Annotated in this window: 21 protein-coding genes and 1 pseudogene; 12 read left to right on the top strand and 10 right to left on the bottom strand. The window is 72.6% G+C overall.

Annotated features, from left to right (window positions below):
* Positions 1-264: 264 nt before the first annotated feature.
* Entirely contained in the window at positions 265-1,191 is a 927-nt protein-coding gene (locus tag ABZ822_RS19045; RefSeq protein ID WP_360854878.1) for an aminoglycoside phosphotransferase family protein, read from the top strand.
* A 212-nt stretch (positions 1,192-1,403) separates the two neighbouring features.
* Positions 1,404-3,305, top strand: coding sequence for an ABC transporter ATP-binding protein (locus ABZ822_RS19040; protein ID WP_360855103.1), 1,902 nt, complete (start codon positions 1,404-1,406; stop codon positions 3,303-3,305).
* A 73-nt stretch (positions 3,306-3,378) separates the two neighbouring features.
* Here ABZ822_RS19040 and ABZ822_RS19035 read toward each other — a convergent pair whose 3' ends face one another.
* From ABZ822_RS19035 to ABZ822_RS19020, 4 genes and pseudogenes are all read right to left on the bottom strand, one after another.
* Positions 3,379-4,275 (bottom strand): SMP-30/gluconolactonase/LRE family protein, encoded by an 897-nt coding sequence (locus ABZ822_RS19035; protein ID WP_360854875.1) that lies wholly within the window; start codon positions 4,273-4,275, stop codon positions 3,379-3,381.
* 318 nt (positions 4,276-4,593) lie between these two features.
* On the bottom strand, positions 4,594-5,739 hold the full coding sequence (gene dgoD, locus ABZ822_RS19030; RefSeq protein WP_360854872.1) for a galactonate dehydratase: 1,146 nt from the start codon (positions 5,737-5,739) through the stop codon (positions 4,594-4,596).
* A gap of 215 nt (positions 5,740-5,954) precedes the next feature.
* Positions 5,955-6,701 (bottom strand): annotated as a pseudogene (locus ABZ822_RS19025) (FCD domain-containing protein); the annotation flags it as partial.
* A gap of 109 nt (positions 6,702-6,810) precedes the next feature.
* Complete coding sequence (locus ABZ822_RS19020) at positions 6,811-7,584, bottom strand: SDR family NAD(P)-dependent oxidoreductase (RefSeq protein WP_360854869.1); 774 nt, start codon at positions 7,582-7,584, stop codon at positions 6,811-6,813.
* Between the two features lie 404 nt (positions 7,585-7,988).
* On the opposite strand from ABZ822_RS19020, the gene ABZ822_RS19015 reads away from it, so the two are divergent.
* Positions 7,989-8,198 (top strand): hypothetical protein, encoded by a 210-nt coding sequence (locus ABZ822_RS19015; RefSeq protein WP_360854866.1) that lies wholly within the window; start codon positions 7,989-7,991, stop codon positions 8,196-8,198.
* A gap of 172 nt (positions 8,199-8,370) precedes the next feature.
* Here the strand turns inward: ABZ822_RS19015 and ABZ822_RS19010 are convergent, their stop codons facing one another.
* A complete protein-coding gene (locus tag ABZ822_RS19010; protein WP_360854863.1) occupies positions 8,371-9,660 on the bottom strand; it encodes a damage-control phosphatase ARMT1 family protein in 1,290 nt (429 codons plus the stop codon).
* Positions 9,661-9,983: 323 nt separating this feature from the next.
* Here ABZ822_RS19010 and ABZ822_RS19005 point away from each other — a divergent pair, with 323 nt between their 5' ends.
* Both ABZ822_RS19005 and ABZ822_RS19000 read left to right on the top strand, forming a co-directional pair.
* Positions 9,984-10,349 (top strand): hypothetical protein, encoded by a 366-nt coding sequence (locus ABZ822_RS19005; protein WP_360854860.1) that lies wholly within the window; start codon positions 9,984-9,986, stop codon positions 10,347-10,349.
* A 285-nt stretch (positions 10,350-10,634) separates the two neighbouring features.
* Positions 10,635-11,159, top strand: coding sequence for a pyridoxamine 5'-phosphate oxidase family protein (locus tag ABZ822_RS19000; RefSeq protein ID WP_360854857.1), 525 nt, complete (start codon positions 10,635-10,637; stop codon positions 11,157-11,159).
* An 86-nt stretch (positions 11,160-11,245) separates the two neighbouring features.
* Here ABZ822_RS19000 and ABZ822_RS18995 read toward each other — a convergent pair whose 3' ends face one another.
* On the bottom strand, positions 11,246-11,461 hold the full coding sequence (locus ABZ822_RS18995; RefSeq protein ID WP_360854855.1) for a hypothetical protein: 216 nt from the start codon (positions 11,459-11,461) through the stop codon (positions 11,246-11,248).
* Between the two features lie 777 nt (positions 11,462-12,238).
* On the opposite strand from ABZ822_RS18995, the gene ABZ822_RS18990 reads away from it, so the two are divergent.
* Positions 12,239-13,153 (top strand): S1 family peptidase, encoded by a 915-nt coding sequence (locus ABZ822_RS18990; protein WP_360854852.1) that lies wholly within the window; start codon positions 12,239-12,241, stop codon positions 13,151-13,153.
* Between the two features lie 406 nt (positions 13,154-13,559).
* Entirely contained in the window at positions 13,560-14,987 is a 1,428-nt protein-coding gene (locus ABZ822_RS18985) for a DUF1996 domain-containing protein (protein ID WP_360854849.1), read from the top strand.
* Between the two features lie 79 nt (positions 14,988-15,066).
* On the opposite strand, the gene ABZ822_RS18980 is transcribed toward ABZ822_RS18985, so the two are convergent.
* Positions 15,067-15,966, bottom strand: a complete 900-nt coding sequence (locus ABZ822_RS18980; protein WP_360854846.1) for a cytochrome c biogenesis CcdA family protein — start codon at positions 15,964-15,966, stop codon at positions 15,067-15,069.
* Between the two features lie 18 nt (positions 15,967-15,984).
* Complete coding sequence (locus ABZ822_RS18975) at positions 15,985-16,551, bottom strand: redoxin family protein (protein WP_360854843.1); 567 nt, start codon at positions 16,549-16,551, stop codon at positions 15,985-15,987.
* A 259-nt stretch (positions 16,552-16,810) separates the two neighbouring features.
* Between ABZ822_RS18975 and ABZ822_RS18970 the strand changes: the two genes are divergently transcribed.
* The 3 genes from ABZ822_RS18970 (at position 16,811) to ABZ822_RS18960 (ending at position 21,349) form a co-directional block, all read left to right on the top strand.
* Positions 16,811-17,137, top strand: coding sequence for a hypothetical protein (locus ABZ822_RS18970; protein ID WP_360854840.1), 327 nt, complete (start codon positions 16,811-16,813; stop codon positions 17,135-17,137).
* A gap of 489 nt (positions 17,138-17,626) precedes the next feature.
* On the top strand, positions 17,627-17,956 hold the full coding sequence (locus tag ABZ822_RS18965; RefSeq protein ID WP_360854837.1) for a GH36 C-terminal domain-containing protein: 330 nt from the start codon (positions 17,627-17,629) through the stop codon (positions 17,954-17,956).
* 162 nt (positions 17,957-18,118) lie between these two features.
* Positions 18,119-21,349: an amidohydrolase family protein gene (locus tag ABZ822_RS18960; RefSeq protein ID WP_360854834.1), complete on the top strand. Its 3,231-nt coding sequence runs from the start codon at positions 18,119-18,121 to the stop codon at positions 21,347-21,349.
* A 79-nt stretch (positions 21,350-21,428) separates the two neighbouring features.
* Here the strand turns inward: ABZ822_RS18960 and ABZ822_RS18955 are convergent, their stop codons facing one another.
* Positions 21,429-22,760 carry an MFS transporter gene (locus ABZ822_RS18955; RefSeq protein WP_360854831.1) on the bottom strand — a complete coding sequence of 444 codons (1,332 nt, stop codon included), beginning with the start codon at positions 22,758-22,760 and terminating at the stop codon, positions 21,429-21,431.
* A 108-nt stretch (positions 22,761-22,868) separates the two neighbouring features.
* Positions 22,869-23,366, bottom strand: a complete 498-nt coding sequence (locus tag ABZ822_RS18950) for a MarR family transcriptional regulator (protein ID WP_360854828.1) — start codon at positions 23,364-23,366, stop codon at positions 22,869-22,871.
* A 727-nt stretch (positions 23,367-24,093) separates the two neighbouring features.
* On the opposite strand from ABZ822_RS18950, the gene ABZ822_RS18945 reads away from it, so the two are divergent.
* Together ABZ822_RS18945 and ABZ822_RS18940 are read left to right on the top strand one after the other, a co-directional pair.
* Entirely contained in the window at positions 24,094-24,237 is a 144-nt protein-coding gene (locus ABZ822_RS18945; protein ID WP_360854825.1) for a hypothetical protein, read from the top strand.
* A gap of 242 nt (positions 24,238-24,479) precedes the next feature.
* Positions 24,480-25,958, top strand: a complete 1,479-nt coding sequence (locus tag ABZ822_RS18940) for a glutamate--cysteine ligase (protein ID WP_360854821.1) — start codon at positions 24,480-24,482, stop codon at positions 25,956-25,958.
* Positions 25,959-26,003 lie beyond the last annotated feature (45 nt).

Genomic DNA, 26,003 nt, shown 5'->3' with positions numbered 1-26,003 from the left:
GCCCGTCGGCGGATGACGGACGCCGGTGCAGGCGAAGGCTCCGCGCGACGTCGCGCCGGGGTCGGTGCTCCGGTACGCGCCGGAGCACCGGGCCGGAACAGGACTTCTCGGCACCAACACCGCCGTACTGCCCCCGGATGTCAGTGGCGGTTGGCATCCTTCTTTCAGTACCCGATGACCACGGGTGCGCGGCGTGTCACGCAGGGGCGCCGTTCGGCGGCTGAGGCAGCCCATGGGGATGCCTGATCGCAAGGGGGAGAGGTCATGTCCGACATGCCCAGGGAGATCCGTCACCTGGTGGTTTCCGTGGCAGGCGAGTTCACCGTCGGCGAGCGCGCGTGGGGAGGGCACGGGCGGGCCACGAGCTGGGAAGTGAAGGGGCCCGACGGCCGGCAGTGGATCGCCAAGCGCCATGGGGAGGTTGCGGCGTACCACCGCGAGGCCACCGCGTACCGCAGATGGACGGGATGCCTCGGCGAGGGTCGCGCGCCCGAACTGGCCGCGGCCGACCCCGAGATGAGAGGGATCGTCCTCACCGCGCTCCCCGGCCGCCCGCTCAGCACGTTCAGGCTCCCGCCGGAACAGGAGCGGGAGGCGTACCGGCAGGCCGGAGAGCTGCTGGCGCGTCTGCACTCCGCCCCGGTCGGCGCCCCGGCGGGCGCAGGGGCCGCGGATCGGGCGGCCCGCGCGAGGCCGGTGGCGGCGGCGACCTGGGCCGTTGACGTCGAGGAGATGCTCAACGGCGCGGCCCTGTATCTGGCGTCGGAGGACGAGGCCCTGCTGCACGCCATCGCCGAGGAGCCGCCGCCGGTCCTCCCCGACGTGCCGTCGCACGCCGACTACCACCCGCGGAACTGGCTGTGGGACGAGGCGAACCAACTCATCCGTCTCACCGGATTCGAGGAGAGCTGCGCCGAGCCTGCGGTGCGCCGCGATCTCGCGGGCCTGGAGTACGGCCCCCTGCGGGCCCGTTCGGACCTGCGATCCGCGTTCTACGCGGGGTACGGACGCGAGCTGACCGACGACGAGCGCCGCGCCTGCGCCTCGTACGCCGCGGTGGACGCCCTGAGCTCGCTGCGGCAAGGCATCGAGTACCAGGACATCGAGAGTGTCGAGCGCGCCCACGGGATGCTGGCCGCTCTGCGATCCGAGCGCGCGGAGCGCCATGTGCGGGGCGGGTGTCCGTCATGAAAGACCACGCCGCGGCGGACTCCGACGCGGCGGCTTCGGACGACACGGCGGGGTCGGACAGGGCGGTGGGGGCGGACGCCGTGAGCTCGGACGACGCGGCGGGCTCGGACGATGCGGGCTCGGACGCGGCGGGCTCGGACGATGCGGGCTCGGACGATGCGGCCGTGTCGGATTCGGAACAACTGCTGTTCGGCGGCCCTCTGCGCTACGACATGGGCTGGTCGCAGCACGAAGAGGCGTTCATGCAGCTCAACTTGCGCGCCCTCGTGCTGCGTCTGCCGGACCTGCTGGCGACCGGCTTCCGGCTCGCGTGGCGGGCCGACCGGAGCGCGGCCAGGATCGTCATCGGCGCGGAGATCGGACGCGGTGTCGCCCAGGCCGTCAGCCTGCTCGCGGTCAACACGCTCCTCGCCGGGCTGCTCAAGGGGGCCGGGATCGAGGAACGCCTGCGCGCCGCCGCCCCTGCCCTGATCGTGATGGCCGTCGCCATGCTGGTCATCACGCTGCTCCGGGCCGCCTCCACGTATGCGACGGGGCGGTTGGAACCGAAGGTCGAACGGGTCGCGACGGAGCTCTATCTGGAGAGAGCGTCGTCCGTGGAGCTGGCGGCCATCGAGGACGACGCGTTCCACAAGCTGCTGGACTCGGCGCAGTACGGGGCCGCTTCGGCGCGACGCATGATCGGCATCTCCACACGGGTGGTCAATGCCATGATCTCCCTCGTGGCGGCGGCGGGTGTCCTGACCGTGCTCCACCCCCTGCTCCTGCCGCTGCTGGTCACCATGACCCTGCCCAGTGCCTGGAGTGCCCTGACCACGGCCCGGCGGCGGTACCGGTCCTTCCACGCCTGGGTCCAGCACGCCCGTGCCGGCCGGCTGCTGAGCAGTCTGCTGACGGATCCCGGTGCGGCACCCGAGATCCGGGTCCACGGGGTCGCGCCGTTCCTGTTGGGGCACTTCCGTTCGATGTCGGAGACAGCGGAGGCCGAACAGGCGCGGCTGGCACGGCTGGAGGCCAGGACGGGGCTGATCGCCGCGGGCTGGACGGGAGTTGCCGCCGCGGCCACGTATCTGACGCTCGGAGGGCTGCTGCTCAGCGGGGCGATGGCGCTGTCGGTGGCAGGGACGGCCGTGATCGCGCTCCGTACCGGCGGATCGAACCTCGACAGTCTCGTCCTGGAGATCAACTCTCTGCACGAGGAGGCCCTGTTCGTCGGAGACCTGGAGCGGCTGTACGAGGAGGCGGGGCACTGGGCGATCCCCGTCGGAGGTGCGGCGCTGCCCGCGGCTCCCCGGGCCATCCGCTTCGAGGACGTCACGTTCACCTATCCCGGCGAGAGCAACGAGCCCGCGCTGCGGGACATTTCACTCACGATCCCTTCGGGCAAGATCGTCGCCCTGGTCGGGGAGAACGGCTCCGGGAAGACCACGCTGGTGAAGCTGTTGTCGGGGCTCTATGCCCCGGACCGCGGCCGCATCATGTGGGACGGCGTGGACGCGGCCGACGCCGACCGGGAACAACTGACCGGGCGGATCGCCATGGTGGCGCAGGATTTCCACCGGTGGCCGTTCACGGCCCGTGTCAACATCGCCATCGGCCGTGCCTGCGCGCCCATCACCCCGCAGCGGCTCGAGGAGGCCGTGGCCCACGCGGGCGCCGGGGAGGTCCTGGCCGACATGCCGCGCGGCCTCGACACGTTGCTGGCCCGCGGCTTCCGGGGCGGACACCAGCTCTCGGGCGGGCAGTGGCAGCGGCTGGGCATAGGCCGCGCCACCTACCGGCGAGGCGATGTCCTGATCGTGGACGAGCCCACGGCCGCGCTCGACGCCCGCGCGGAGCTGGAGGTGTTCGACAAGATCCGTGCCCTCGCGGGTTCCGGCCAGACCGTCATCCTCATCACCCACCGGCTGGCCTCGGTGCGCCACGCCGACCTGGTCCATGTCCTGGAGAGCGGCAGGCTCGTCGAGTCGGGATCACCCGACGAGCTGCTGGCGGCGGGCGGGATCTACGCGGAGCTGTACGGCCTTCAGGCCAGCCAGTTCACCCCGTTCACGACGAAGGGGATCGTGACATCGAGCAACGGAGATCATCGAGCGGGCGAGACAGTGGGGTGAGGGGGGCGGAGTCCGGGGCGGATGGCTCGGGGCGCACGGCCGAGTGTGTCGTTCACCCTGATGTGGCGAGCGTTCAGGCAGCTTCGGCACGGCGGAAGGAGGAGGCGGGCGGGCCAGGGGTGTCCACGGGCAGGGCGAACACCGCACCGTCGAGCGGCCCCGGTTCGTCCAGGCCCACCCGGGCGCTGGTGACGAACAGCGTCCGGCCGTCCGGCCCACCCAGGCAGACCCCGGCAGGCTGGGCCGCCGGTACGGGGACGACCCGATCGAGCGTGCCGTCCTCGCGGTAGCGGTGCACGGCTCCGGCGCCCCATACGGCAACCCACAGGCTGCCGTTCCGGTCCACGGCCATCCCGTCGGGAGCGCCGTGGCCGATCGTGGCGAACGGCTCGGGTGTCCCGAGGGCGCCGGAGAAGGCATCCACGGAGTACCGCCGGATGACGCCGCGGGCACTGTCGGCCAGATACATGACGGTTCCATCGGCGGTGAACGCCGGCCCGTTGGGCACGGTGATGCCGTCGAGAACCCGCGTGACGGATCCGTCGGGCCCGACCCGGTACAGCGATCCGGCGTCCTCGGTGGCGTCGTAGGCCATGCTGCCCGCCCAGAAACGCCCGTGCGGGTCGGCGACGCCGTCGTTCATACGGGTCGGCAGAGGGGTGGCGTCCTCGGGCCTGGCGAGCCAGTCGAGGACGCCATCGGGCGAGAGGAGGCAGATTCCCGTGCCCGCGGCGGCGACCCACCACCCGGGACGGTCGGCGAGCGGTGCGACAGCGCCCAGCGGGACGGGGAGTCGGAGGACTTCGCGGAGGGCGGCCCCGGGGACGGCGCCGCCGTCGTCGGGTGCCTGGAGGAGGCGTCCGGCGAGGATGTCGACCAGGACAAGGCGGCCGTCGAACCAGCGGACTCCCTCGCCGAGTTCGAGCCGGTCGGACCAGCACGGCCGGGGCTGCTGCGCGGTGTCGGTCATCGATTCTGCTCCCGGGATCGGTGTCGGAACGTGTCAGCGGTCAGCGGACAGCGGACAGCGGTCAGCGGTCAGCGGTCAGCGGTCAGCGGTCAGCGGACGAGGGTCCACCCTGCGCCGTACCGCGAGGAGCCCCCGCCAGGGCCCTCTCCGCTGGGACCCGCCACCGTCTGCACGTCCACGGCACAGGCCGAGACGCGTCACCCGGCCGAGGCGCATCGCAGCGCCGGGCGCTTGAAGGACCCGGGCCCAACACAGGACCCGGGCGCATCGCAGGACCCGGGCGCATCGCAGGGGCCGTCGCGTCGCAGCCCGAGAGCCTCACCATTCGGCGAAGGAGCCGTCGGCGTGCCGCCACACCGGATTGCGCCAGGCGTGGCCACTCCGGTCGGCCGCGCGGACCGCCGCTTCGTCGACCGTGACGCCGAGGCCCGGCAGTTGAGTCCTCCGGGCGTGCCCGGCGGTGAACCGGAACGGCTCGGGGTCGACGACGTACGACAGCAGATCGGCGTCCTTGTTGTAGTGGATACCGAGGCTCTGCTCCTGGATGAGGAAGTTCGGGACGGTGAAGGCGACATTGAGGCTCGCGGCGAGCGCGATGGGACCGAGCGGGCAGTGCGGTGCGAGCAGGGCGCCGTAGGTCTCCGCCAGTGCGGCGATGCGCACGGTCTCCGTCACCCCGCCCGCATGGGAGAGGTCCGGCTGCGCGACCGCGATCCCGGCCGTGAGCGCGGGTAGGAAGCCGGCGCGGTCGTAGAGCCGTTCCCCGGTGGCGATGGGCACCGGGCTCGCCGCGACCAGGTCGCGGAGGAGATGCGTTTGCTCGGGCAGCACCGGCTCCTCGACGAACAGCGGGTGGAGCGGGGCGAGTTCGGCCAGGAGGCGCCGCGCGCTCGCCGGGGTGAACCGGCCGTGGCAGTCGACGGCCACGTCCCGGTGGGGGCCCAGCACCTCGCGGGCCGTCGCGACACGTTCGACGACGGCTGCGGTCTCCGCGGAGGTGGCGATCGGAGCGACCGCGCCCGCCGCGTTCATCTTCACCGCGGTGAAGCCAGCCTCGATCTGCGCGGCGATCTGCTCGGTGAGCCGGGCCGGTTCGTCACCGCCGACCCAGGCGTAGACGCGGACGGTGTCGCGTACGGGACCGCCGAGCAGGGCGTGGACGGGAGCACCGTACGTCTTGCCGGCGATGTCCCACAGTGCTTGGTCGAGTCCGGCGACGGCGCTGGCGAGGACGGGGCCGCCCCGGTAGAAGCCGCCTTTGGTGAGGACCTGCCAGTGGTCCTGGATGCGCAACGGGTCCCGCCCGAGGAGGTGTTCGGCGAGCACGCCGACCGCTGTGCGGACGACCTCGGCGCGCCCCTCGACCACCGGCTCGCCCCAGCCGACGACGCCGTCGTCGGTCTCGATGCGGCAGAACAGCCAGCGGGGCGGGACGAGAAAGGTCTCGATCCGTGCGATCTTCATCTGCCGCCTCCTGCGCCCCGGCTGTTCACGGCCTTACCGTCCGCGCCCTGTCCGTCCAGGCCCCGGTTGTCCGCGCCCTGTCCGTCCGCGGCCGTACCCTCCGCGTCCCGGCCGTCCGCGGCCGTACCCTCCCCACCTTGGCCCTCCGCGCCGCCGAGAGCCGAGTCCCCGGAAGACGCGCGGGGGCCACCGTCCCCGCCGAGGTCGCGGAGCGCCTTGTCGAGATCGCGCAGGGACTGGTCGAGCAGCACCCGTACCGCCGCCTCGGCACGGTCCGGGTCCCGGTCCCGTACCGCGTCGAGAACCGCCCGGTGGCTGGGCACCGGGTCGCCGTGGTGAGGCGAGCTGTGCACGATGTGGTCGCGGTGCGCGAGACCGGACTCGATGACCATCTCCATCCGCACCAGCAACTCGTTGTGCGTGGCGGCCAGAAGGGCCCGGTGGAAGGCGAGGTCGGACGCCACGGCATGCGCGGGATCCACGGCAATCGCGGGATCCACGGGGTGCGCGGGATCCTCGGCGTGCGCGTGCTCCTCCCCCTCCCCCATCGCGACGAGGGCGCTGTCCATCGCGACGAGGTCGGCGTCGGAGCGGCGGACGGCGGCGAGCCGCGCGGCAGCCGGTTCGATGACGGCGCGTACCTCGGCGAGGTGGCGCAGCATGCGGTGCTCGTCGTGGACCGGCCCACCGGCGGCGAACTGCCAGCGCAGCACGTCCGCGTCGAGCAGATTCCAGTCGGCACGGTGCCGTACGAACGTCCCGCGCTTCTGCCGGGCGTCGACCATCCCCTTGGCGGCCAGCACCTTCAGCGACTCACGCAGAACGGTGAGGCTGACGTCCAACTCGCGCTGGAGCACGGGGAGATCGAGCGTCGCGCCTTCGGGGAACTCGCCACTGAGCACCCGCCGAGCCAGGGTCTCCACGGTCTGGCCGTGGACTCCGCGCCGCGCATACGGTGTCATGCCCGCCCCGCCTCTCCGCGACCTTTTCGGCGACCGCACGGCGTCGCGGGTTCCGGCCTCATGCGCGGCGGCGTCACCGCTTCCGGCGTCATGCTTCCCACCTCCGCACTCAGGCCGAAGCCTTGACGACGCTCCAGCCCCCGTCGACGACGAGGCTCGCCCCGGTGATGTAGGACGCTTCGTCGGACGCGAGGAAGGCGATGGCCGCGGCGACCTCCTCCGGTGTCCCGAAGCGGCGCGCCGCGGTACCGGCGACGCTGCGCCGCCGGTCCTCGTCCCCGACACCGTCCCACGCGGCCGTCAGGACGGGGCCGGGCAGGACGGCGTTGACCCGCACCTCGGGCCCGTATTCGACGGCCAGTTGGCTGCAGAGCGAGAGCAGTCCGCCCTTCGCCGCCGCGTAGGCGGGATGGCCGGGGATGCCGTGGTGCGCGTGGACGGAGGAGGTCAGCACGACGGCGCCGCCACGTTCACGGAGGTCCGGGAGGACGGCGCGGACGCCGAGGAAACCCGCGGTCAGATTGACCGCGAGCTGCCGGTCCCAAGAGGCGCGCGACGTCCGATGGGCCGGGGTCACGTCGTCGACGAAGGCGTTCCCGACGAGGACACCGACGGGGCCCAGCGCGTGAGCGGCCCCAATGACGCGCCGCCAGTCGTCCTCGTCGGCGACATCGGCCGCCACGAAGGCGGCGCGGGCGCCGTGCGCCCGCAGTGCCTCGGCGACGCCCTCGCCGCGCTCGGCCGCGACATCGGTGACGACGACGGCGGCGCCCTCGTCGGCCAGGCGGGCGGCGGTGGCCGCTCCGATACCGGACGCCCCGCCGGTCACCACGGCCACACGGCCGGTGAAGCGGGCGCCGTTCCGGTGTGCCGGTCCGCTCATGGGAAGGGGACTCCTTCGCTGGGACGGGTGGGCTCGGTCCCGGGACCGGCGCCACAGCCCGGACGGCTTTAATTACGAATTTACTGGGCCGGGACGCCGCCGTCACTCCCTGCGGAGCGGACTCGCCACCGCCCGGCCGGGCCCCACGGGGCCGCCGTCCTCCGGCGCGCCCCGTCGTACACCGCCCGCGCCGGGCCGGCGTCGTACGCCGAGCAGCCGTCGCGCCTGCCGCTCCGCAGTCACGCAAGGCCCAAGCGAAGCCAGGAAAGTGGACGGTCTCCTGACGTGCTGTCATCCGACACGCCGACGGACCGTCACCTCCGCAACCCGGTCGCAGTACGTCCGGGTGCGGCGGGTTGATCAACGGGACACCGTGGTCTCACGCGCTCTCACAGGAGGTTTCCATGCGCAACGTCATCCGTCTGTCTGCCGTCGGCGTCGGGCTCTTCGGTGCTCTCGCCCTTGCCTCGCCCGCCATGGCCGAGGGCCCCAACGGCACGATGCAGATGTGCTCCAAGCACATCACCCCCGGCATCCTCGGCGGTCTTCTGCCGAACGCCGGCAACCAGGCGGAGTCCTGCGTCAGCAGCAGCTCCATCAACCCCGGAAGGTAAACGCACACCGCCTTCCCCTGCCCGCCGGGGCGGCCGCGACGCGGCCGCCCCGGCTCTTGTCGTTCCGGACGGACGGCCTCGTCGGGGGCAAGTGGCGCGGTCCGGGTGCAGGCGCGTAGGGGACTCGGGGACGGCGGCCAGGGGCGCGTCCCCCGCGACGGCCGACACTCCGTCAGGAACGCACCTGGATCAGCGCATGCCGACCGTTCGTGCGCCACTCCTCACCCGAGGCGTCGAGCGCTGCGACGGTGCGGTCCGGCAGTCCGGTCACCACGTCCGACTTCAGGGTCCGCAGGGCCGCGACCGGTCCGGGGAAGTGGCCCGTGACCTCCGCGAAGGAGGTTGTGGCGGGCCAGTGCCGGTCCCCCACAAGACGCCGGTAGTTCAGATCGCCCTTGAGGATCGTGAGCGACGCCGAGGCGAAGTCCTGCCGCAGGTCGCCGGGCATGTCCTCGTACGGCAGCGGGGCACAGAAGAACCGGTGCGCAGAGAGTGTCAGCTGCTCCTCCCGCATCGCCGTCAGGAGCCGGTCGCCGGTGCCACCGGCCCGGCCGGGTGCGTCGGCCAGTCTCTGCAGGCTCGCGAGGACGTCGGCGGTCGTGGCGTCGGAGACGTAGTAGGGGTGCGGCTTGATGTGCAGCGTGACGGTGGCCGCGCGGCCGGTGGTGAGCAGGTGATCGGCGAGGACGAGGTCGGGGATGAGTTCGCGGCCCGCGTTGTCGGCGACGACGGCGACGCGCCCGCCCTGCCGGGACGATGCGCTCAGCAGGGTGTGGAGGGACGCGCGGTCGTCGGCCACGAGGGGCGTCCCGTCGTCGGTACGCCCGGAGCCGTTAGCCGTGATGAGGAACCCGAGGTCCGCGCGGTTGCCCCAGAGCGCGGCATGGAGCAGTGCATCGGTCAGAGGCTCGTCGGGTGCGGCGGCGCGGGTCGTGCCGGCGGCCGCGGGAACCGGGGAGTCCATGCGGTCCGCGTGGTGCGGGGAGTCCGTGCGGTCCGCAGGGACGGGACCGAGTGTGTCGAGAGCGGCGAGTTCCTCGTCGACCGTCCCGCTCCTCAACTCCGCGTCCTTGGACGGCCCGAAGGGGTCGATGCCCTGCCACGGCCCGGGCCCGAAGTAGCCGATGGCACCCAGCAGTCGGCGGTAGAAGTAGCTCTCCGCCCACAGGAACGGGGCGTCGGTCCAGCGTGTGCCGTAGTGCCCGCGGTCCCACGGTCCCGACCACAGCCCGTGGTCGTGGTCGGTCTCCGGAAGCGGCTCGATCACCCCGCTGAGCGTCTCCTCCAGCAGCGCGTCGAGCGCTCGCCGCTGGCCGGGGCCGAACGGAAAGGTCTCCTTGAGTCGCCGGAAGAGCGCGGGATGACGCTCGTGCCAGACGCCGTACGGGAAGGAGCCCGGTTCGTTGCTCACCACGGGGGGCTGACCTCCGCCCGCACCGGGCGTCCCCTGGGACCCGCTCATCGTCGGCCTCCTCCCGTCGGCGCTCCGTCCGTCACCTCGTGCGGCCGTCGCGTTCCACGCCGTGATGACACCTCATCACCTGGCGCTTCATCAGATCACGGTGACCCGGGCGGCACAGAGGCCGGATCGACTGACGAGTCATCAGTGAAGTGGAAACACCCGGTCAGCGCGGTGGCTGGCCCCTCCTCGTCCGACGGTCCGTCACCCCAGCCGTGGTCCGTCACCCCAGTCGCAGTAAGCCCGCGTGCGGCCCCGTGATCTCCGCGACACGGTGGAGACAACGCGCTCTCGATCAGGAGGTTTTCATGCGCACGTTGATTCGCATGTCCGCAGTCGGCGCCGGGTTGTGCGGCGCCCTGTTCCTCGCCTCTCCCGCCGTCGCCGATGCTCCGGGCGGCAGCATGCAGATGTGCTCCCGGCACATCACCCCGGGAATCCTGGGGGGCCTGCTCCCCAGCCTCGGTGAGCAGAACGAGTCCTGTGTGTCGTCCACGTCCGTCAATCAGGGCGGGCGTCCCGGCGGTCGCCCTGGACAGGGCGCCGATCAGGGGCAGGGGCAGGGCCAGGGCCAGGGGATGAACCAGGGCCAGGAGCAGGGCCAGAACCAGGGTGACAACGCGGCCGACGGGGCTGAGCAGGGCGAGACCGCGAACCTCGGCGAGGTCGGCGCCGCCGGTCCCGGTCAGTAATACCGCGCGCAAGCCGGGGCGGCCCACAGCGGCCGCCCCGGCTTGCGTCGTCCGCGCGCCGGTCTTCCCTGATGCGCGCACCGCGCGGTCCGGCCGGCACCGATGAGTCCGGCGGCCCCGGACGGTCTCCCCTACAGCGCCCCCGGCCGAGGGGCGTCCCGCGCACGGACCCGCGCACCCGCGCACCCGCGCACCCGCGCACCCGCGCACCCGCGCACCCGCGCACCCGCGCACCCGCGCACCCGCGCACCCGCGCACCCGCGTACAGCAGAAAGAGGGAGATCCATGGCAGCCAGGGAACCGGTCACCGAACTGGACGAGCGCTACAGCATGGCGGACGTGGCCGCGACCCCGTGGCCGACCGCGCGCGAACATCTCGAGCGGGCCGAGTTGTTCTGGCTGACCACCGTGCGCCCCGAGGGCCGACCGCACGTCACCCCCCTCCTGGCGGTCTGGGTCGACGACGCGCTCCACTTCTGCACCGGCCCGGAGGAGCGGAAGGCGAAGAACCTGCGCACCAACACCCACTGCGTCCTGACCACCGGGTGCAACAGCCTCGGTGACGGCCTGGACGTAGTCGTCGAGGGAGACGCGGCGCAGGTCACCGACGACGCCGCGCTCCGGAAGCTGGCCACGGCGTACGAGACGAAGTACGGCAAGGAATGGCACTTCGACGTACGCGACGGTGCCTTCCGTCACGACGCGGGCAGGGCCCTGGTCTTCCGGGTCGCTCCGGCGACGGCCTTCGGATTCGCCAAGGGCCGGTACGGCCAGACCCGCTGGCGCTTCCCCGCGACCACCACCGGGTGACGCGCCCCGCCCCGCTTCCCCTCCCCCGCCCCGTCGCCCGCCCCCAGCCCTCCCCGCATCAGCTCCAGCGCTCGACGGCCACCGGCTCAGAGCGACCAGGTGTACTTGTCGCCACCCATCCACCTGACGACGGCCGGATCATCGAGATCGACATGCCGGAACCCGGAGCGCTGCGCCAGCCGGACCACGTCGAGCATGTCGTGGGCGGTCCCCACCATCTCCGCGTTGATTTCCACGATGCGGAAGGGCGGATCGCCCGGCATGACCCGCGACACGACGATCGGGGCCCGTGCGTCAGTCATGTTCCCAGCGTGTGACAGCGGCGCCCCCCACGCATGTCCGCCCCCGTGCCCCACCGCCCGGGAACCGGCCGCCACGGACCCGGCCGCCTCGGGCCCGGAGGGCGCCCGCTCCGGGGATCACCACGAATCCCCCCTCGGGCGCGGACGGTCCGGCGGTTGCACGGCGTCTCCATCTCATCGCCCACGGCCACAGCGCAACGTTGAATTCCGGACAACCGAAAGCGCGGCGCGAAGGGTGGCGATCGCCGCAAAAGCGCCCTCCGCATGGGGCGTTGACCCGCGCCCGCACGGCTGCGCACGCATCGCCCGGCGATCTACGCGAGTCACCTGGGGCCACCTGGGGTGCGGCTCTCCTCGTGGCGCGATTTGCACGACGAGAAGGCCGCGCGCGGGCGCGCAACGGGGCGCGCGCAGCCACCGATGCGCGGTCACCCCCCAGCCCGGCACGGGCGGCGGCGCCTCGGACACCCGCCACGGCTCCGCACCCCGGACCTGTACGTCGTCGCTGTGACAAACGCTTTCACGCGGGTGCGGCGGGACTCCTCACGAGCGTCGGCCGCGTACGGAGAAAGCGACTGCGCCCCTCCCTCGCCGCGGAGCCTGGCAACGCGCGTAGAGCGACCGAAAGGCGACCTTGTAGACCGTTCAACCGGAGCCGAATATTCCCTCGGTGCGGTTGTCAGGGGCACGACGGAACTCGAGGCCGTCGCATCCCATGACCGCGCTTGACGGGCCCGTCCACCCAAGCGGGCCCCCCAACCCCCATCGGAGGATGTTGTGAGCATCAAGCGCCTGTCCCCCCTCGGCGGTGTGCCCAGACGCGTGCGGCTGATCGCCGTCGCGTCCGGCCTGCTGGCCGTCTCCGCGCTTGCCACCCCGACCGCCCTGGCCCAACCGGCCGACGTCGGCCGGGCCACCACCCAGCTCGCCCAGGCCGGCGACGCCGTGCGCGACGCCGACGTCGCCGGTACGGCCTGGTACACCGACACCACGTCGGGCAAGGTCGTCGTCACCGTCGACAAGACCGTCTCCGCCGCCGAGATAGCCGAGATCAAGGAGGCCGCCGGCAACCGTGCGGGCTCCCTGCGGATCGAGCGCACTCACGGCACCTTCAGCAAGCTCATCGCCGGCGGCCAGGCCATCTACACGGGCGGCGGCCGCTGCTCGCTGGGCTTCAACGTCCGCAGCGGCACCACGTACTACGCCCTCACCGCGGGCCACTGCACCAACATCGGCAGCACCTGGTACACCAACTCGGCCCAGACCACGCTGCTCGGCTCGACCGCCGGTTCCAGCTTCCCGGGCAACGACTACGGACTCATCCGGCACTCCAACTCCTCCGCCGCCGACGGGCGGGTCTACCTCTACAACGGCAGCTACCGCGACATCACCGGCGCGGGCAACGCCTCCGTCGGCCAGTCCGTACAGCGCAGCGGCAGCACCACGGGCCTGCACGGCGGCACCGTCACCGGCCTGAACGCGACCGTCAACTACGGCGGCGGCGACATCGTGTCCGGCCTCATCCAGACCAACGTCTGCGCCGAGCCCGGTGACAGCGGCGGCCCGCTCTTCGCCGGCAGCACCGCGCTCGGCCTCACCTCCGGCGGCAGCGGCAACTGCTCCTCCGGCGGCACCACCTTCTTCCAGCCCGTCACCGAGGCGCTGAGCGCGTACGGCGTGAGCGTCTTCTGAGGCTCCTGAGCAACTCGTGAGCGGTTCCTGAGGACCGGCGGGTCCGCCCTCGAGGCGGGCCCGCCGGTTCGTTTCCGCGCGGACCCGCCGGCTCGCTTCCGTGCGACGGCGCACCACCCGTCCGCGGACCGCGCGCCGCGCCGCAAGTCACCGCGGATGCCCGCCGGTTCGTCCGCGAGCGGCCCATGGTGCGTCTGCGCGCACCCGGCGCGAACCGTGCGCCGTGCGCCCCGGACACACCCGACGAAATTCTCTGCCCCGTCATCGAGCACGAACGCGTCCCCATCCGTATATCTCCATGCACCGAACCGTCCCCTCTGGGCCAGGGGACGGTTCGGTGCGTATCGAGCCGGGCCCGACCCCGTACGTCGGCACCGGCGTGGACGACGATCGGAAAGGGGCCCCCGTGAGGAACAAGGGCCACAGACGCTCCCGTGTCATCGGTACGGCCATCGCCGCCGTAGCCGCTCTGGCGCTGGGCGGAGGCGGGATCGTACTGCTGAATGACAACGCCTCGGCGGGCTGGGGCGGTAATCCCGCTCCCGCGTCCACCGCGGCCGCCGGACCCCAGGCCGGGACGACCATCGTCTGCCCGGACGTCACGATCCGGCTCTCGCGGGTTCCGCAGCGGGCTCGGTCCGCCGTGGACACGGAACTGGCGCGCATGGACAGCCAGGTCGCCGACGCCTACCAGCGGCTCGCCACCTCACATACGGCGAGCGACCGCCAGTGGGTGAAGGCGCGGGTGCTGGCGCCGCTGGCCGATCAGCGCGAGAGCGCGCTCGACCGCATCGGTACGGCCCTGGACCGGGCCGGGGACCGTCCGGACTGGCTCACCTCGCTGGCCTCCTGCAAGGTCCAGCAGGACCCCGAAGTGGCCTCCGCGCAGGGCACGCCCGCCCCCAACGCGTCCGCCCCGGCGCCGAACGCCTCCAGCTCCGCGCCGCCCGCCAGTGGCCCCGTCCGGTCCGACTTCGTCGACATCAGGAAAGTGCGGCCGAACGTCGTCAAGCCCGCCAAGCAGCGCGGCGCCTCGGTCGGCACGTTCCGGACACGCTGCGGTCGCAACGGCAACAAGCACTTCAACTCGGACAACGTCATCGCGGCCCCGGGTGTGAGCAACGGTGCCCACCACAAGCACGACTACGTCGGCAACCTCGACACCAACGCGTTCTCCACGAACGACAGCCTTGCCGCCGCCGGGACCACCTGCTCCAACGGTGACCGCTCCACGCACTACTGGCCCGTGCTCCGCCTCCGCAACGGCCAGCAGGAGGCCGACGCCGACCAGCCGGGCGGCGGTCAGGACGGAAACATCGGCCGCATCCTCAAGCCCGCGTCGGTCAAGCTGACCTTCAAGGGCAGCCCGGCCGGCAAGGTCGCGGCCATGCCCCGCTTCCTGCGGATCATCACCGGCGACGCCAAGTCGTTCACCAACGGCCCGGCCAACGCCAACGCCTCCTGGAGCTGCACCGGCTTCGAGAACCGGCAGCTCAAGGACAAGTACCCGCTGTGCCCGAGCGGCAGCCGCGTCGTCCGTACGTTCAACTTCCAGAGCTGCTGGGACGGTACGAACATCGACAGCGCCAACCACCGTACGCATGTGGCCTTCGCCAACCGCAACGGCAGCTGCCCGCAGGGCTTCCGGGCCGTCCCGCAACTCGTGCAGCGGATCACCTACGACGTGAAGCCGGGCACGGTCTTCGCCGTCGACAGCTTCCCGGAACAGCTCCACAAGCCGGTGACCGACCACGGCGACTTCATCAACGTGATGTCCGACCGGCTGATGCGCAAGGCGGTGTCGTGCATCAACGGCGGCCGCACCTGCGGCTGACGGCGCTGCCCGGGCGCACTCCGCGCAGCGCGGAAGGGCCGCCCCTCACGGTCCGCTGAAACACCCGCTCCCGGCCCGGTCACTTCCGTGCCGGGTCGTGCCACCGCCCCACACGGCCGCGGCCGGTTCCCTGGCGTTCAGGGGACCGGCCGCGGTGGTACGGCACGACGGCTGCGGCGAGCAGCAGGGCGAACACCGCGGCGACCAGCGGGACACCGGTGTGGTCGAGGCCGTCCGCGATCCACCGCTGGACGGCGGTCGCGCCGTCCACGAGGGGATCGGCCACTGTCTCGCCGCGCAGCACCCGGATCTCGTACCAGCCGTAGTACGCGACGTATCCCCCGACGGCCAGCAGCAGGGCACCGCCCAGACGCCCTGCCGTCGCGCCCAGCCTGCGGATGCCGCCGACCGCGGTGGTGCGGGTGAGGGCGACCGCCACGGCCGCCGCACCGGTGATCACGCCCATGCCGAGCGCGTAGCAGAGGAACAGCAGGACGCCTCCCGCCGTCGATCCGCCGCGGAACGCGGACAGCACGATCGCCAGGAACGGGGCGATGGTGCAGCCGATGGAAGCGATGGCGTACGCGGCGCCGAACAGCGCCATGGACGGCACGGACCGGGTGACGGCGGGGGCCCTGCGGAGACGCGGCAGCAGGGACGGCAGCGGGCGGCCGGTGAGGAGCCACGCGCCGACCGCGGCCAGCAGGGCCCCGAACACCACGGTGAACCAGGGCAGTTGCTGCTGCACGGCGGCCGCGCCGGGCGCGATGACCAGCCCGAAGACCGCGAACACGACCGCGAAGCCGAGGGTCATGGACGCCGTGGCGGCCAGCGCACGCCCGACGGCCGTGGCGCGCGTCGTCGAGCCGTCCCCCAGGACGAGCAGCGACAGATAGGCGGGCAGCAGGGCGAACCCGCAGGGGTTCACCGCGGCGAGCATGCCCGCGCTGAGCGCCAGGGCGAACGGCAGGTCCGTCATCGGTCGCCACGGGCCCCGTCAGCCGGCGAGCTTCGCGACGAGGTCGTCCAGCTCCCCCGGTCCCGCGGGAACTCCGCTGTGGACGACCTTGCCTTTCCCGTCCAGAAGGACGAAGGAACTCTGCTGTGTGATGCCGAACTTCTTCCAGACGGCACCCTGTTCGTCCGCGACATGCGGGAACCCGCCGACCTTCCGGGACGAGACGAAGGACTTCATCGCGCCGGTCGCGTCGAGTCCTGCGACGCCGACGACGTGGACCTTGCCCTGGTAGGTCCTGGCGAGTTCGGCGGCCTGGGGTGCCTGGCCGCGGCAGGTGCCGCACCACGGCGCCCAGAACCAGAGCGCCACCGGCTTCCCGGCCAGCGTCGCACCGTCGAAGGGCTCGCCGTCGAGGGTGGTGCCGCGGAACCGCAAGGTCGCCGGAACTCCCTTGGCCCCGGCGGCCGGAGTCGGGTCGCCGGCGGCCTCGGCCCGGTCCGGTGAGGCCCCGCCGCTCCCGCTGTCCGTGCCGCACGCGGTCGTGGAGAACGCGGTGGCGGCGAGCAGCGTGGTGACGAGGACGCGGAAGGGGCGGCGCATGCGCATGACGGGCTCCCTGGTGGTGTGGCGCTCCTGAGCTCCCCCAGCTATACGGCCCGCGCCGGGGAATCGTTCGGCGTACCCGGGAGTCTCGTCGCGCGGCGGCGGAGGCCCTCTCCCGTGGAGCGCGGGCCTGCGCTGCTTCAGGAGGGACAAGTGGCTGAACAGGTCCGGGCCGCGCTCCGTATCACTGGACACACGTCCGCGGTGCGACGGGCGGACCCAGCCCGCCGTGCCGCTGCCGACCCCCCTGGAGGACCGCCGCATGAGCGACCCGCAAGCCCTTCAACTGCAAGCCCTCCCCGACGGCAAGGCCGAGCTCCGCCTGGTGCTCCGCCTCCGCTGGGAGGACATCGCCCTGCTGGGCCATGAAGCCGGCCGTCTCGCTGCCCAGATGGGGCGCCCGATCAGTCTCGACGAGGCCGCCAGCCACAAGCTGAGCACCCGCCCCGCCCCCGCGGCCGCCACAACGAGCGTAAAGGAGACCGCGAAGGACGCGGCCGATACGCCGTCGGTCGTGCACGCGGTCCGCAACCAGGAGGCGCCGCGGCACGCTCTGCAGCAGCCAGGAGAGCAGCCCCGCACGGCGTAACGGCGGCGCCCTGCCACCGGCCGGCCGGGGACCGGTCCACGGCCAGGGCGGCAACGGCCGCCCTGAGCGCGAGCGATGGCCAGGGTCGGCGGCGGGAATGGGGACAGGGGCCAGGACCGGGAGGCACGGGTACGCGCCTGCGCGCGCACCCGTGCCCGGGCGGGACCGGCCACTACTCTGACGGGCCCACGCCACCGATCAAGGGGTCCGCGTGGGCAACGGCAACTCCCCCCGCCCCCACCACGGCCACGCCCCGGAGCGGCCCCAGGGCGACTCCCCCGAGCGGCCCGACCGCGACTCCCCCGACCTGCTTCATCTCCGGGCCGCCGGCACCAGCCTCGTCCTCGACTGCTCGGGGAAACTGCTGCCCCGGGTCGTCCACTGGGGCGCCGATCTCGGCGCGACGGACGAGGCGGCGCTGACCGCGCCCGGCTGGCGGAGTGGATCGCCGCGTACAAAGAGCTGTGGCCGCTGCTGCACAGCGGGACGGTGGTCCGCGGCGATCATCCCGACCCGGCCCTGTGGGTGCACGGTGTGGTGGAGCCCGACCGCTCCCGCGCGCTGTACGCGTTCGTGCAGACGGCGACGGGCGTGGTGGCACCGCCCGGCCGCGTCCGCCTTCCGGGTCTGGACGAGGACGCGGTGCACCGGCTCGCGCCGCTGCCGCCGGGTGACCGCGCCGAGGGGCCTTCTCGTACGCCGCTGCCGTGGTGGGGCGAGGGCGTGGAGTTGACGGGCCGGGCACTCGCCACGGTGGGGATCCAGGCGCCGATGCTCCACCCGGAGCGTCTGGTGCTGGTCGAGGCCGTACGACTCTGAGCCCGCACGCGGCGCAGGTCCAGGGCCGCCGCACGCCGTACCGGTGTGCTTCCCGTGGCGGTGTTGACCACGGCCGGGTGACGGATGCGACGATCAAGCGCCGGGCGGACCCGCCCGTCGCGCCTTCCCGGGGCATCGCCCCAACTCCCTGATGCAGGAGGCATGTTGGCGACATCCGATGACTCCCGCGGCGCGCTGTCCAGGCGCCGGTTCCTCCAAGCCGCGGCGGTGACCACAGCCGCGGCGGGCACCGCGACGGCCTCCGGTGCCGCCCTGGCCGCTCCGGCCGCGGCGGCCTCAACGTCCACCCCGGTCTCCGTCACCCTCACATCCGCCACCAACGGCTCCGGCACCCTCAGTCCCGGCGGGGACCGGCTCGTCGCCGAGGTGCAGAACATCCTGTGGTCGATCCCGGGGAACGGCGGGCGCGCCGAGCCGCTCACGCCACCCGATCTCGAACCCACACGGCCCGTCCACTCCCCCGACGGCGAACTCCTCGCCGTCTGCGCGTACCGGGGCGGCGGCTTCCACATCTGGACGCTGCGCCCGGACGGGTCGGAGCTGCGGCAGCGCACCGACGGACCGTGGGACGACCGCGGACCGGCCTGGTCGCCCGACGGCACGCGGATCGCCTTCTCCTCGGAGCGGGGCGGCGACCCGGTGGCCGGAAGCCCGTACCGCATCTGGGTCCTGGACGTGAACTCCGGCGGTCTGACCCGCATAACCGGCGTGCCCGGACAGGACGGTCCGTCACAGGACGGGCCCTGGGAGGACTTCGACCCCACATGGTCGCCGGACGGCGCGCGCGTGCTGTTCGTGCGTGGTCGCGCGACCGGGACCACGCTGGAGGCCCGTACCGTCGCGTCCGTACGGGCCGACGGTTCGGGCGCGGTGACGGTGGAGCGCAGCGAGACGGACCCCGTCCAGATCATGACGCCCGCGCTGTCGGCGGACGGGCGCCTGGCGTATCTGCGGACGACGCCTGCTCCGCAGGCGTCCTGCGCGCTCGTCGTGGACGGTGAACGGGTCGCCGTCGAGGGCGATGTGGCGCCCGTGCCGCCGCGGTGGACCGCGGGTGGCGAGCTGCTGCTGACGATCGGCGGGCAGTACCGGTTGCTGCGCCCTGAGGCGCCGGGCGACGGCCGGGAGATCCCGTTCACCGCGACGATGCGCCTGGACCGTCCCCACTATCCCGTCAAGCGCTACGACTTCGAAGGAGGCGGGGTGCGTGCCGTCCGCGGGGTGCACCTCCCCGCCCTGTCCCCCGACGGGAAGCGGGTGGCGTTCGCCGCCCTCAACTCCCTCTGGGTGGCCGGTGTTTCCTCCGAGGGCGAGGGCGGCGTCCCACGGCCGCGGAGGGTCGTACGGGCGAGCACCACCACGTACGTCCTCGGGCCCTCGTGGACCTCCGACGGGCGCGCGCTGCTCTACGCCGACGACCGCGACGGCCTCTACGCGGTCCGCCGCCACGACCTGACGTCCGGCGAGGAGACGGTGCTCGCCACCGGCGGCCGGGTGCAGCCCGCGCTCTCCCCCGACGGCACCCGCCTCGCGACGCTGGACATGACGGGGAACCTCGTGCTGCGCGACCTCGCCGCCGGTACCGACCGGCTGCTCGCTCAGCCCCTCGGCGCCGGAGGGCTGCCCGGCCGGCCGAGCTGGTCGCCGGACGGCCGGTTCGTCGCGCTCTGCGACCGCAACCGGCTCGATCAGCGCTTCCGCGAGGGCTACAACCTGATCCGCGTCGTCGACACCCGCGACGGGACGGCCCGGTTGCACGCCGTCGCGCCGCACCAGTCGATCTCGGACCGCTACGACTCCGGTCCCGCGTGGTCCCCTGACGGCCGCCACATGGCGGTGATCTCCGAATCCGCGCTGTGGCTGCTGCCCGTACGGCCGGACGGGACGCCCGACGGGGAGCCGCGCCGGCTGACCGACGAGTCGGCCGACCATCCCTCGTGGTCCGCCGACTCCCGTTCGCTGCTCTATCTCTCGGGCGGCAGGCTGCGTCTGCTCGACCTGGCGTCGGGCCGTGCCCGTACGGTCCGGATCCCGCTCGACTACCGGCGTCCGGTACCGGAGGACACGGTCGTGCATGCCGGGAAGTTCTGGGACGGGACGGGCGAGGCCACTCGCGAGGACGTCGACGTTGTGGTGCGGAACGCCCGGATCGCCGCCGTCGAACCGCACCGCGCCCGGCGCCGGGCCGCGCGCCGCGTCGACGCATCGGAGCGCACCGTGGTCCCGGGCCTCTGGGACGCGCACACCCACCCGTGGCAGTACACCTACGGCGGCCGCCAGACGGTGACCCAGCTCGCGTACGGCATCACCACGGCGGTCTCGCTGGGCGGCTTCGCCTACGAACAGGCCCGGCTCCGCGAGGCGATCGCGGCCGGAGCGCTGGCCGCGCCCCGGCTGCTGGCCACCGGCGAACTCCTGGACGGCGCCCGCGTCGCATACAGCATGGGCAGGGCGCACCGTACGAGGGAAGGGCTCCGCCGCTCCCTGGAGCGGGCGGCCGCACTGGACTGGGATTTCGTCAAGACGTATGTCCGGGCGCCCGGTTGGATGATGGAGGACGCCGCCCGGTTCGCGCACCGGCTGGGGGTGCGCGCGGGCAGCCACCTGTGCACCCCGGGTCTGCAGCTGGGGCAGGACCTGACGACGCATCTGCAGGCCACGCAGCGGCTGGAGTTCGGACACGCCACGACGGCGTCCGGCCGGGCCTACCGGGACCTCGTGGACCTCTACGCCTCCGGGAACCTGTCGCTCGTCGCGACGCCGTTCACGGCCATGCCGCTGCTCGGGACCGATCCGTCGCTCGCACGGGACCCGCGGGTCACCGCCCTGATGCCTCCGTGGGACGTGGCGCTCGTCGAGCAGCTGGCCGGGAAGCCGCCCACGGACGGTGAACTCGCCACGCTGCGTACGGAGATGGGCGTCTACCGCTCGGTGCTCGACGGCGGCGGGATCGTGGCGCTCGGGACGGACACCCCGCTCGTGCCGGTCGGCCTCGCGCTGCACCTCGGCCTGCGGGCGCTGCACCGCCACGGGCTCTCCCCGGCCCAGGCGCTTCGCACCGCGACCGTGCTGCCCGCGCGGGTCTTCGGCGCGGACCGCGATCTCGGCACACTGGAGGAGGGCAAGCTGGCCGACCTGACCGTGGTGGACGGTGATCCCTTCACGGACTTCGACGCGATGGTCCGGACGGTGTCGGTGCTGCGCGGCGGCGTTCGGTACGAACAGGCAGAGCTGGTAAGGGACTTCACCGTCCCGGATGCCGGGGCAGGCGTCCGGGCGGGCGGAGACGGGAATCGGGGCCGCGACGCCGAGAAGTGGCTGGAGGTCGGGCGGCAGCTGCGCCGGGACACCTGCTGCGACACGGGGATGTGAGGAGGCGTGAGGGCCCGCCGGCGAACCGGCGGGCCCTCGCGATGTCCGGCCCCCGTACGGGGCGAGTCGCCGTGCGGCGTCAGGGAGTTGCCGACGCGGCTCGCTCCGCGTGCGGGCCTCCGGCGGACGCGGGCGGCCGCTCTTCCGTATTCGTCGGCGGCTGCTCCGCGTCCGCGGTTTCCATCGCCCGCTCCGCCTGTCCCAGGAGCCCGTGCGCCGTGGAGAGGACCGCGATGCCCAGGACGAGGGCCGCCGCCCCGACGTAGAAGGGCACGTGCACATCGGTCGCCTCGACCAGCTTCCCCGCGGCGAAGGGGGCGAGCCCGCCGCCGATGAAGCGGACGAAGCCGTAGGCGGCTGAGGCGACGGGGCGCTCGACGGGCGAGACGGTCATGACGGCCTGGGTGGTGACCGTGTTGTTCACGCCGATGAAGACACCGGCCACGATGACGGCGGTGACGAGGACGGCCGTGTGCGTGGTCCAGACGGCGATGACGAGTACGACGACCGCGAACAGCGCGAGGTTGGCGTACAGAGTGCGGGCAAGGCCGAGCCGGCGCTGCAGCCACGGGGCGCCGAACACGGAGAAGACGGCGACGAGCAGTCCCCAGCCGGTGAAGACGAGACCGAGCTGGACCGCGCCGAGGTCCATCGGGAACGGGGCGTAGCCGAGGACGGTGAAGAAGGCCCAGTTGTAGCAGAGCGCGGTCAGCGACAAGGTCAGCAGCCCGCGGTGGCGGAGAGCGCGCAGGGGGTCGCCGAGCCGTGTCCTGCGGCGGGGCATCGGGAGGGGTTCGACGAGGACGGCGGTGGCGAGGAGCGCGACGGCCATCAGGGCCGCGACGCCGTAGAACGGGCCGCGCCAGCTGATGCTGCCGAGGAGACCGCCGAGGAGCGGGCCGACGGCGATGCCGAGGCCGAGCGCGGCCTCGTAGAGGATGATCGCGCCGGAGAAGCCGCCGCTGGCGGAGGCGACGATCACGGCGAGGGAGGTGGCGATGAAGAGCGCGTTCCCCACGCCCCAGCCCGCCCGGAAGCCGACGATCCCGGCGATGCCGTCCGCGGTTCCGGCCAGGGCGCTGAACGCCACGACCATGGTGAGCCCGGCGAGCAGCGTGCGCTTGGCGCCGATGCGGCTGGAGACCCAACCGGTGATCAGCATCGCGACCGCGGTGACGACGAGATAGCTGGTGAACAGCAGCGTCACCTGACTCGGTGTCGCGTGCAGGTCGTGGGATATCGCGGGCAGGATCGGGTCGACGAGGCCGATGCCCATGAAGGACACGACGCAGGCGAAGGCGACGGCGAAGACGGCCTTCGGCTGCCGGAAAGGGCTTGCGGCGAGGCCGGTCGATGCGGGGCCGGTCGCGGCGGGGCCGGTCGCGGCGGGGCGGGTTGAGGCGCCGGTCATACGGGTGCTCCGTTTCGGACGCTTTCCGTGCGGTGGGCGGTGCGGGGGGTGGGGTACGGGCGGTGCCGTGGCAGGGCGATGCGGTCGGGGGACGCGGTCGGGGCGATCTCAGGGCGAGGAACGAGGGGCACCCGTACGGCTCTCGGGCTCCAGCCGGGTCAGGGTGTCGATGGCGGGGAGGGCCGCGGTGAGCGCGGCGCGATCGTCCGGGCTCAGCCGTTCCAGCAGATGACCGAGGCGCTCCGCGCGAGCCGCCCGACGGCGGGCCAGCGCGTCGCGACCGGCGTCGGTGATGTGCACACGGACCACCCGGCGGTCCTCCGGATCGGAGGCCCGTGTCACCAGTCCGGATTCCTGCAGGCGGGAGATGAGCTGGGTCATCGCCGGCTGGGTGACGCCCTCCCGGGCGGCGAGCGCGGTGAGGCGGCCGGGCCCCGTCCGTTCCAGGTCGCTCAGCGTCGACACGGCGGTGAGGGAGAGGTCCGTGGGCGTGCCGAGCCGGCGGAACAGACGGAAGAGGCGTTCCAGCGCCGCCGCCACCTCCCCGGCCTCGGGGTCGCCGTCGAGAACCGAGGGGGCGCCTTCACTGTCCGAACGGATTTCCATAACCCACTTATATCATTGGGTTATACATCCACCCAGAGATGCCGCTCGCCCCTCCCGCCCGCACCGGCGCCGATCCGCCAACACCCCGGGCCCGTACGCGCATCGCCCCCTCCGCACATCGGGACGAAATGCGGAGGATCCCCCTCCATGCGGTGTGACTTTGCTCACCGACAGCGCCGCCCAGGCCACAGCAGCCCCACCCGTCACCACCGTTCCGCAACCGCGCCCCCGGGCTCCGGCACGCCCCACGACCGGGGGCTGGACCGACCTGAAGCCGGGCATAGGCAAGAAGGCTGAAGCGACCGTGGCGAATGAGGGGAGGACGAGGGGGTCGGTCGCTGATGAGGTGAAGAGCGGACCGTCCACGCATGCGCCGCGCCGGACCGGGCAGTCGCCCCGCCGGCAGTGCTCGAGGAAGGCGAGACGCTCATACTTCCGCAGGTGACGGGCCTGTTGCAGACCGTGATCCGTCGCAGCGTCAGATGAGCGCCCGGGAACGGCCATCCGTAATGTGCCTACGGAGAGCATTGTTCAGGCCAAAGGTTGACCATGAGAGCGGCGGATGGAACCTGTGACGTTCCCGTGCGTCTCCACTAATGAACGGACGACGGGAGTTCGCTGTGAGAATCGATCCGGCAGAAACCCGGAATCAATGCCCTCAGTGCGGCGGCCAGATGCAACAGAGTCCCAACGGCGGCTGGCTCTGCGGGAATTGCGGGGCGCAGCGTTGAGCAACGAGACGTACTCGACCACCACCTGCCCAGCCTGCGGAGCGCAGATAGACGGCCTGCAGAACCGCTATGTCTGCGGCCTCTGCGGCTGGGTCAGCCCGCCCGACGGCCGGGCGCCGGAAGCCTCCGCCGAGGAGTGACGCACTCCGCGACCACCCCCTCCCCGCTACGACCACCCCCGCCGCGGCCGTTCGGTCCCACCCCGTCAGACCCGCGCCCCGCCACCGCACGCCCGTCCGTTCCGTGCGGCGAGGCCGGGTCACCCTGAGCTTCCGCGCGTACGCCGTCCGTACCGGGTCCGGCGGTCGCTGGCAGGCGCGGGCGGGTCGTGGGACGCTGACAGGCACAGGGAGTGTCCGCCGAGCAGGCCTCGGGAGGACAGATGGGACGCGACGTCCCCGCGCGGGTGTTCACCCGCGAAGACCGCCGCGAGTACCGGCAGAAGATGCACCGGTGCCTGGACGCCTTCGCCCACATGCTGCGCGAGGAGCGCTTCGAGACCGAACGCCCGCAGGTCGGCCTCGAGATCGAGCTCAACCTCGTCGACGACTCCGCCGAGCCCGTGATGCAGAGCACCGAGGTGCTGCAGGCCATCGCGGACCCGTTCTGGTCCAGTGAGCTGGGCCGCTTCAACCTCGAGATCAACATCCCGCCGCGCCGGCTGACCACCGGCGGCCCGGGCGCCTGGGAACAGGACGTACGCGACGCCCTCAACCACGCCGAGGACCGAGCCGCGACGGTCGGCGCCCATCTGATCATGGTGGGCATCCTGCCCACGCTCCAGCAGGACGACGTCAGCGAGGACGCCCTCGTCGACAACCCGCGCTACCGCCTCCTCAACGAGCAGATCTTCCAGGCCCGCGGCGAGGACCTGCGCATCGCCATCGACGGCGTCGACCGGCTGCGCACCTACGCGGACACGATCACGCCCGAGGCCGCCTGCACCAGCACGCAGTTCCATCTCCAGGTCAGCCCGGACGAGTTCGCCGACTACTGGAACGCCGCGCAGGCCATCGCCGGGGTCCAGGTCGCCATGTCGGCCAACTCCCCCTTCCTCTTCGGCAAGGAGCTGTGGCGGGAGACCCGCATCCCGCTGTTCGAGCAGGCCACGGACACGCGCGCGGTGGAGCTCAAGGCGCAGGGCGTACGGCCCCGGGTCTGGTTCGGGGAACGCTGGATCACCTCGGTCTTCGACCTGTTCGAGGAGAACGTCCGCTACTTCCCCGCGCTGCTCCCCCTGTGCGAGCCCGGGGACCCGCTGGAGTCGCTCAAACGCGGCGAGATCCCCGACCTGCCCGAACTCACCCTGCACAACGGCACGATCTACCGCTGGAACCGCCCCGTCTACGCCGTCGTCAACGGCACGCCCCACCTCCGTATCGAGAACCGGGTGCTGCCCGCGGGCCCCACCATGGCCGACACCACCGCCAACGGGGCGCTCTACTACGGTCTGCTGCGCGCACTGGTGGACGAGGAGCGGCCGGTCTGGTCCCGCATGTCCTTCGCGGCGGCCGAGGACAATCTGCACGCCGCCGCGATGCACGGCATGGACGCCCGCCTCTACTGGCCCGGGATGGGCGAAGTGCCCGTCTCCGAGCTGGTGCTGCGGCGGCTGCTGCCCCTCGCCCACGAAGGGCTGGACCGCTCCGGCATCGACTCCGCGTGGCGCGAGCCGATGCTCGGCATCATCGAACAGCGCTGCGTCACCCAGCGCAACGGGGCCCTGTGGCAGGCGGAGACGTACCACCGGATCGAGTCCACCGACCATGTCGGGCACCACGAGGCGCTGCGCCGCATGACCCTGCAGTACATCGACTTCATGCACCTCAACGCCCCCGCACACACCTGGCCCGTCGAGTGAGGAATCGTGTGAGGAATCCCCCGGCGGCACAGCGAAAGGTGGGCG

Source organism: Streptomyces sp. NPDC047108, assembly GCF_040643575.1.
Classification (GTDB): domain Bacteria; phylum Actinomycetota; class Actinomycetes; order Streptomycetales; family Streptomycetaceae; genus Streptomyces.
Note: the sequence above shows the minus strand (reverse complement) of the source record. Positions and strands in the feature narration are given on the sequence as shown.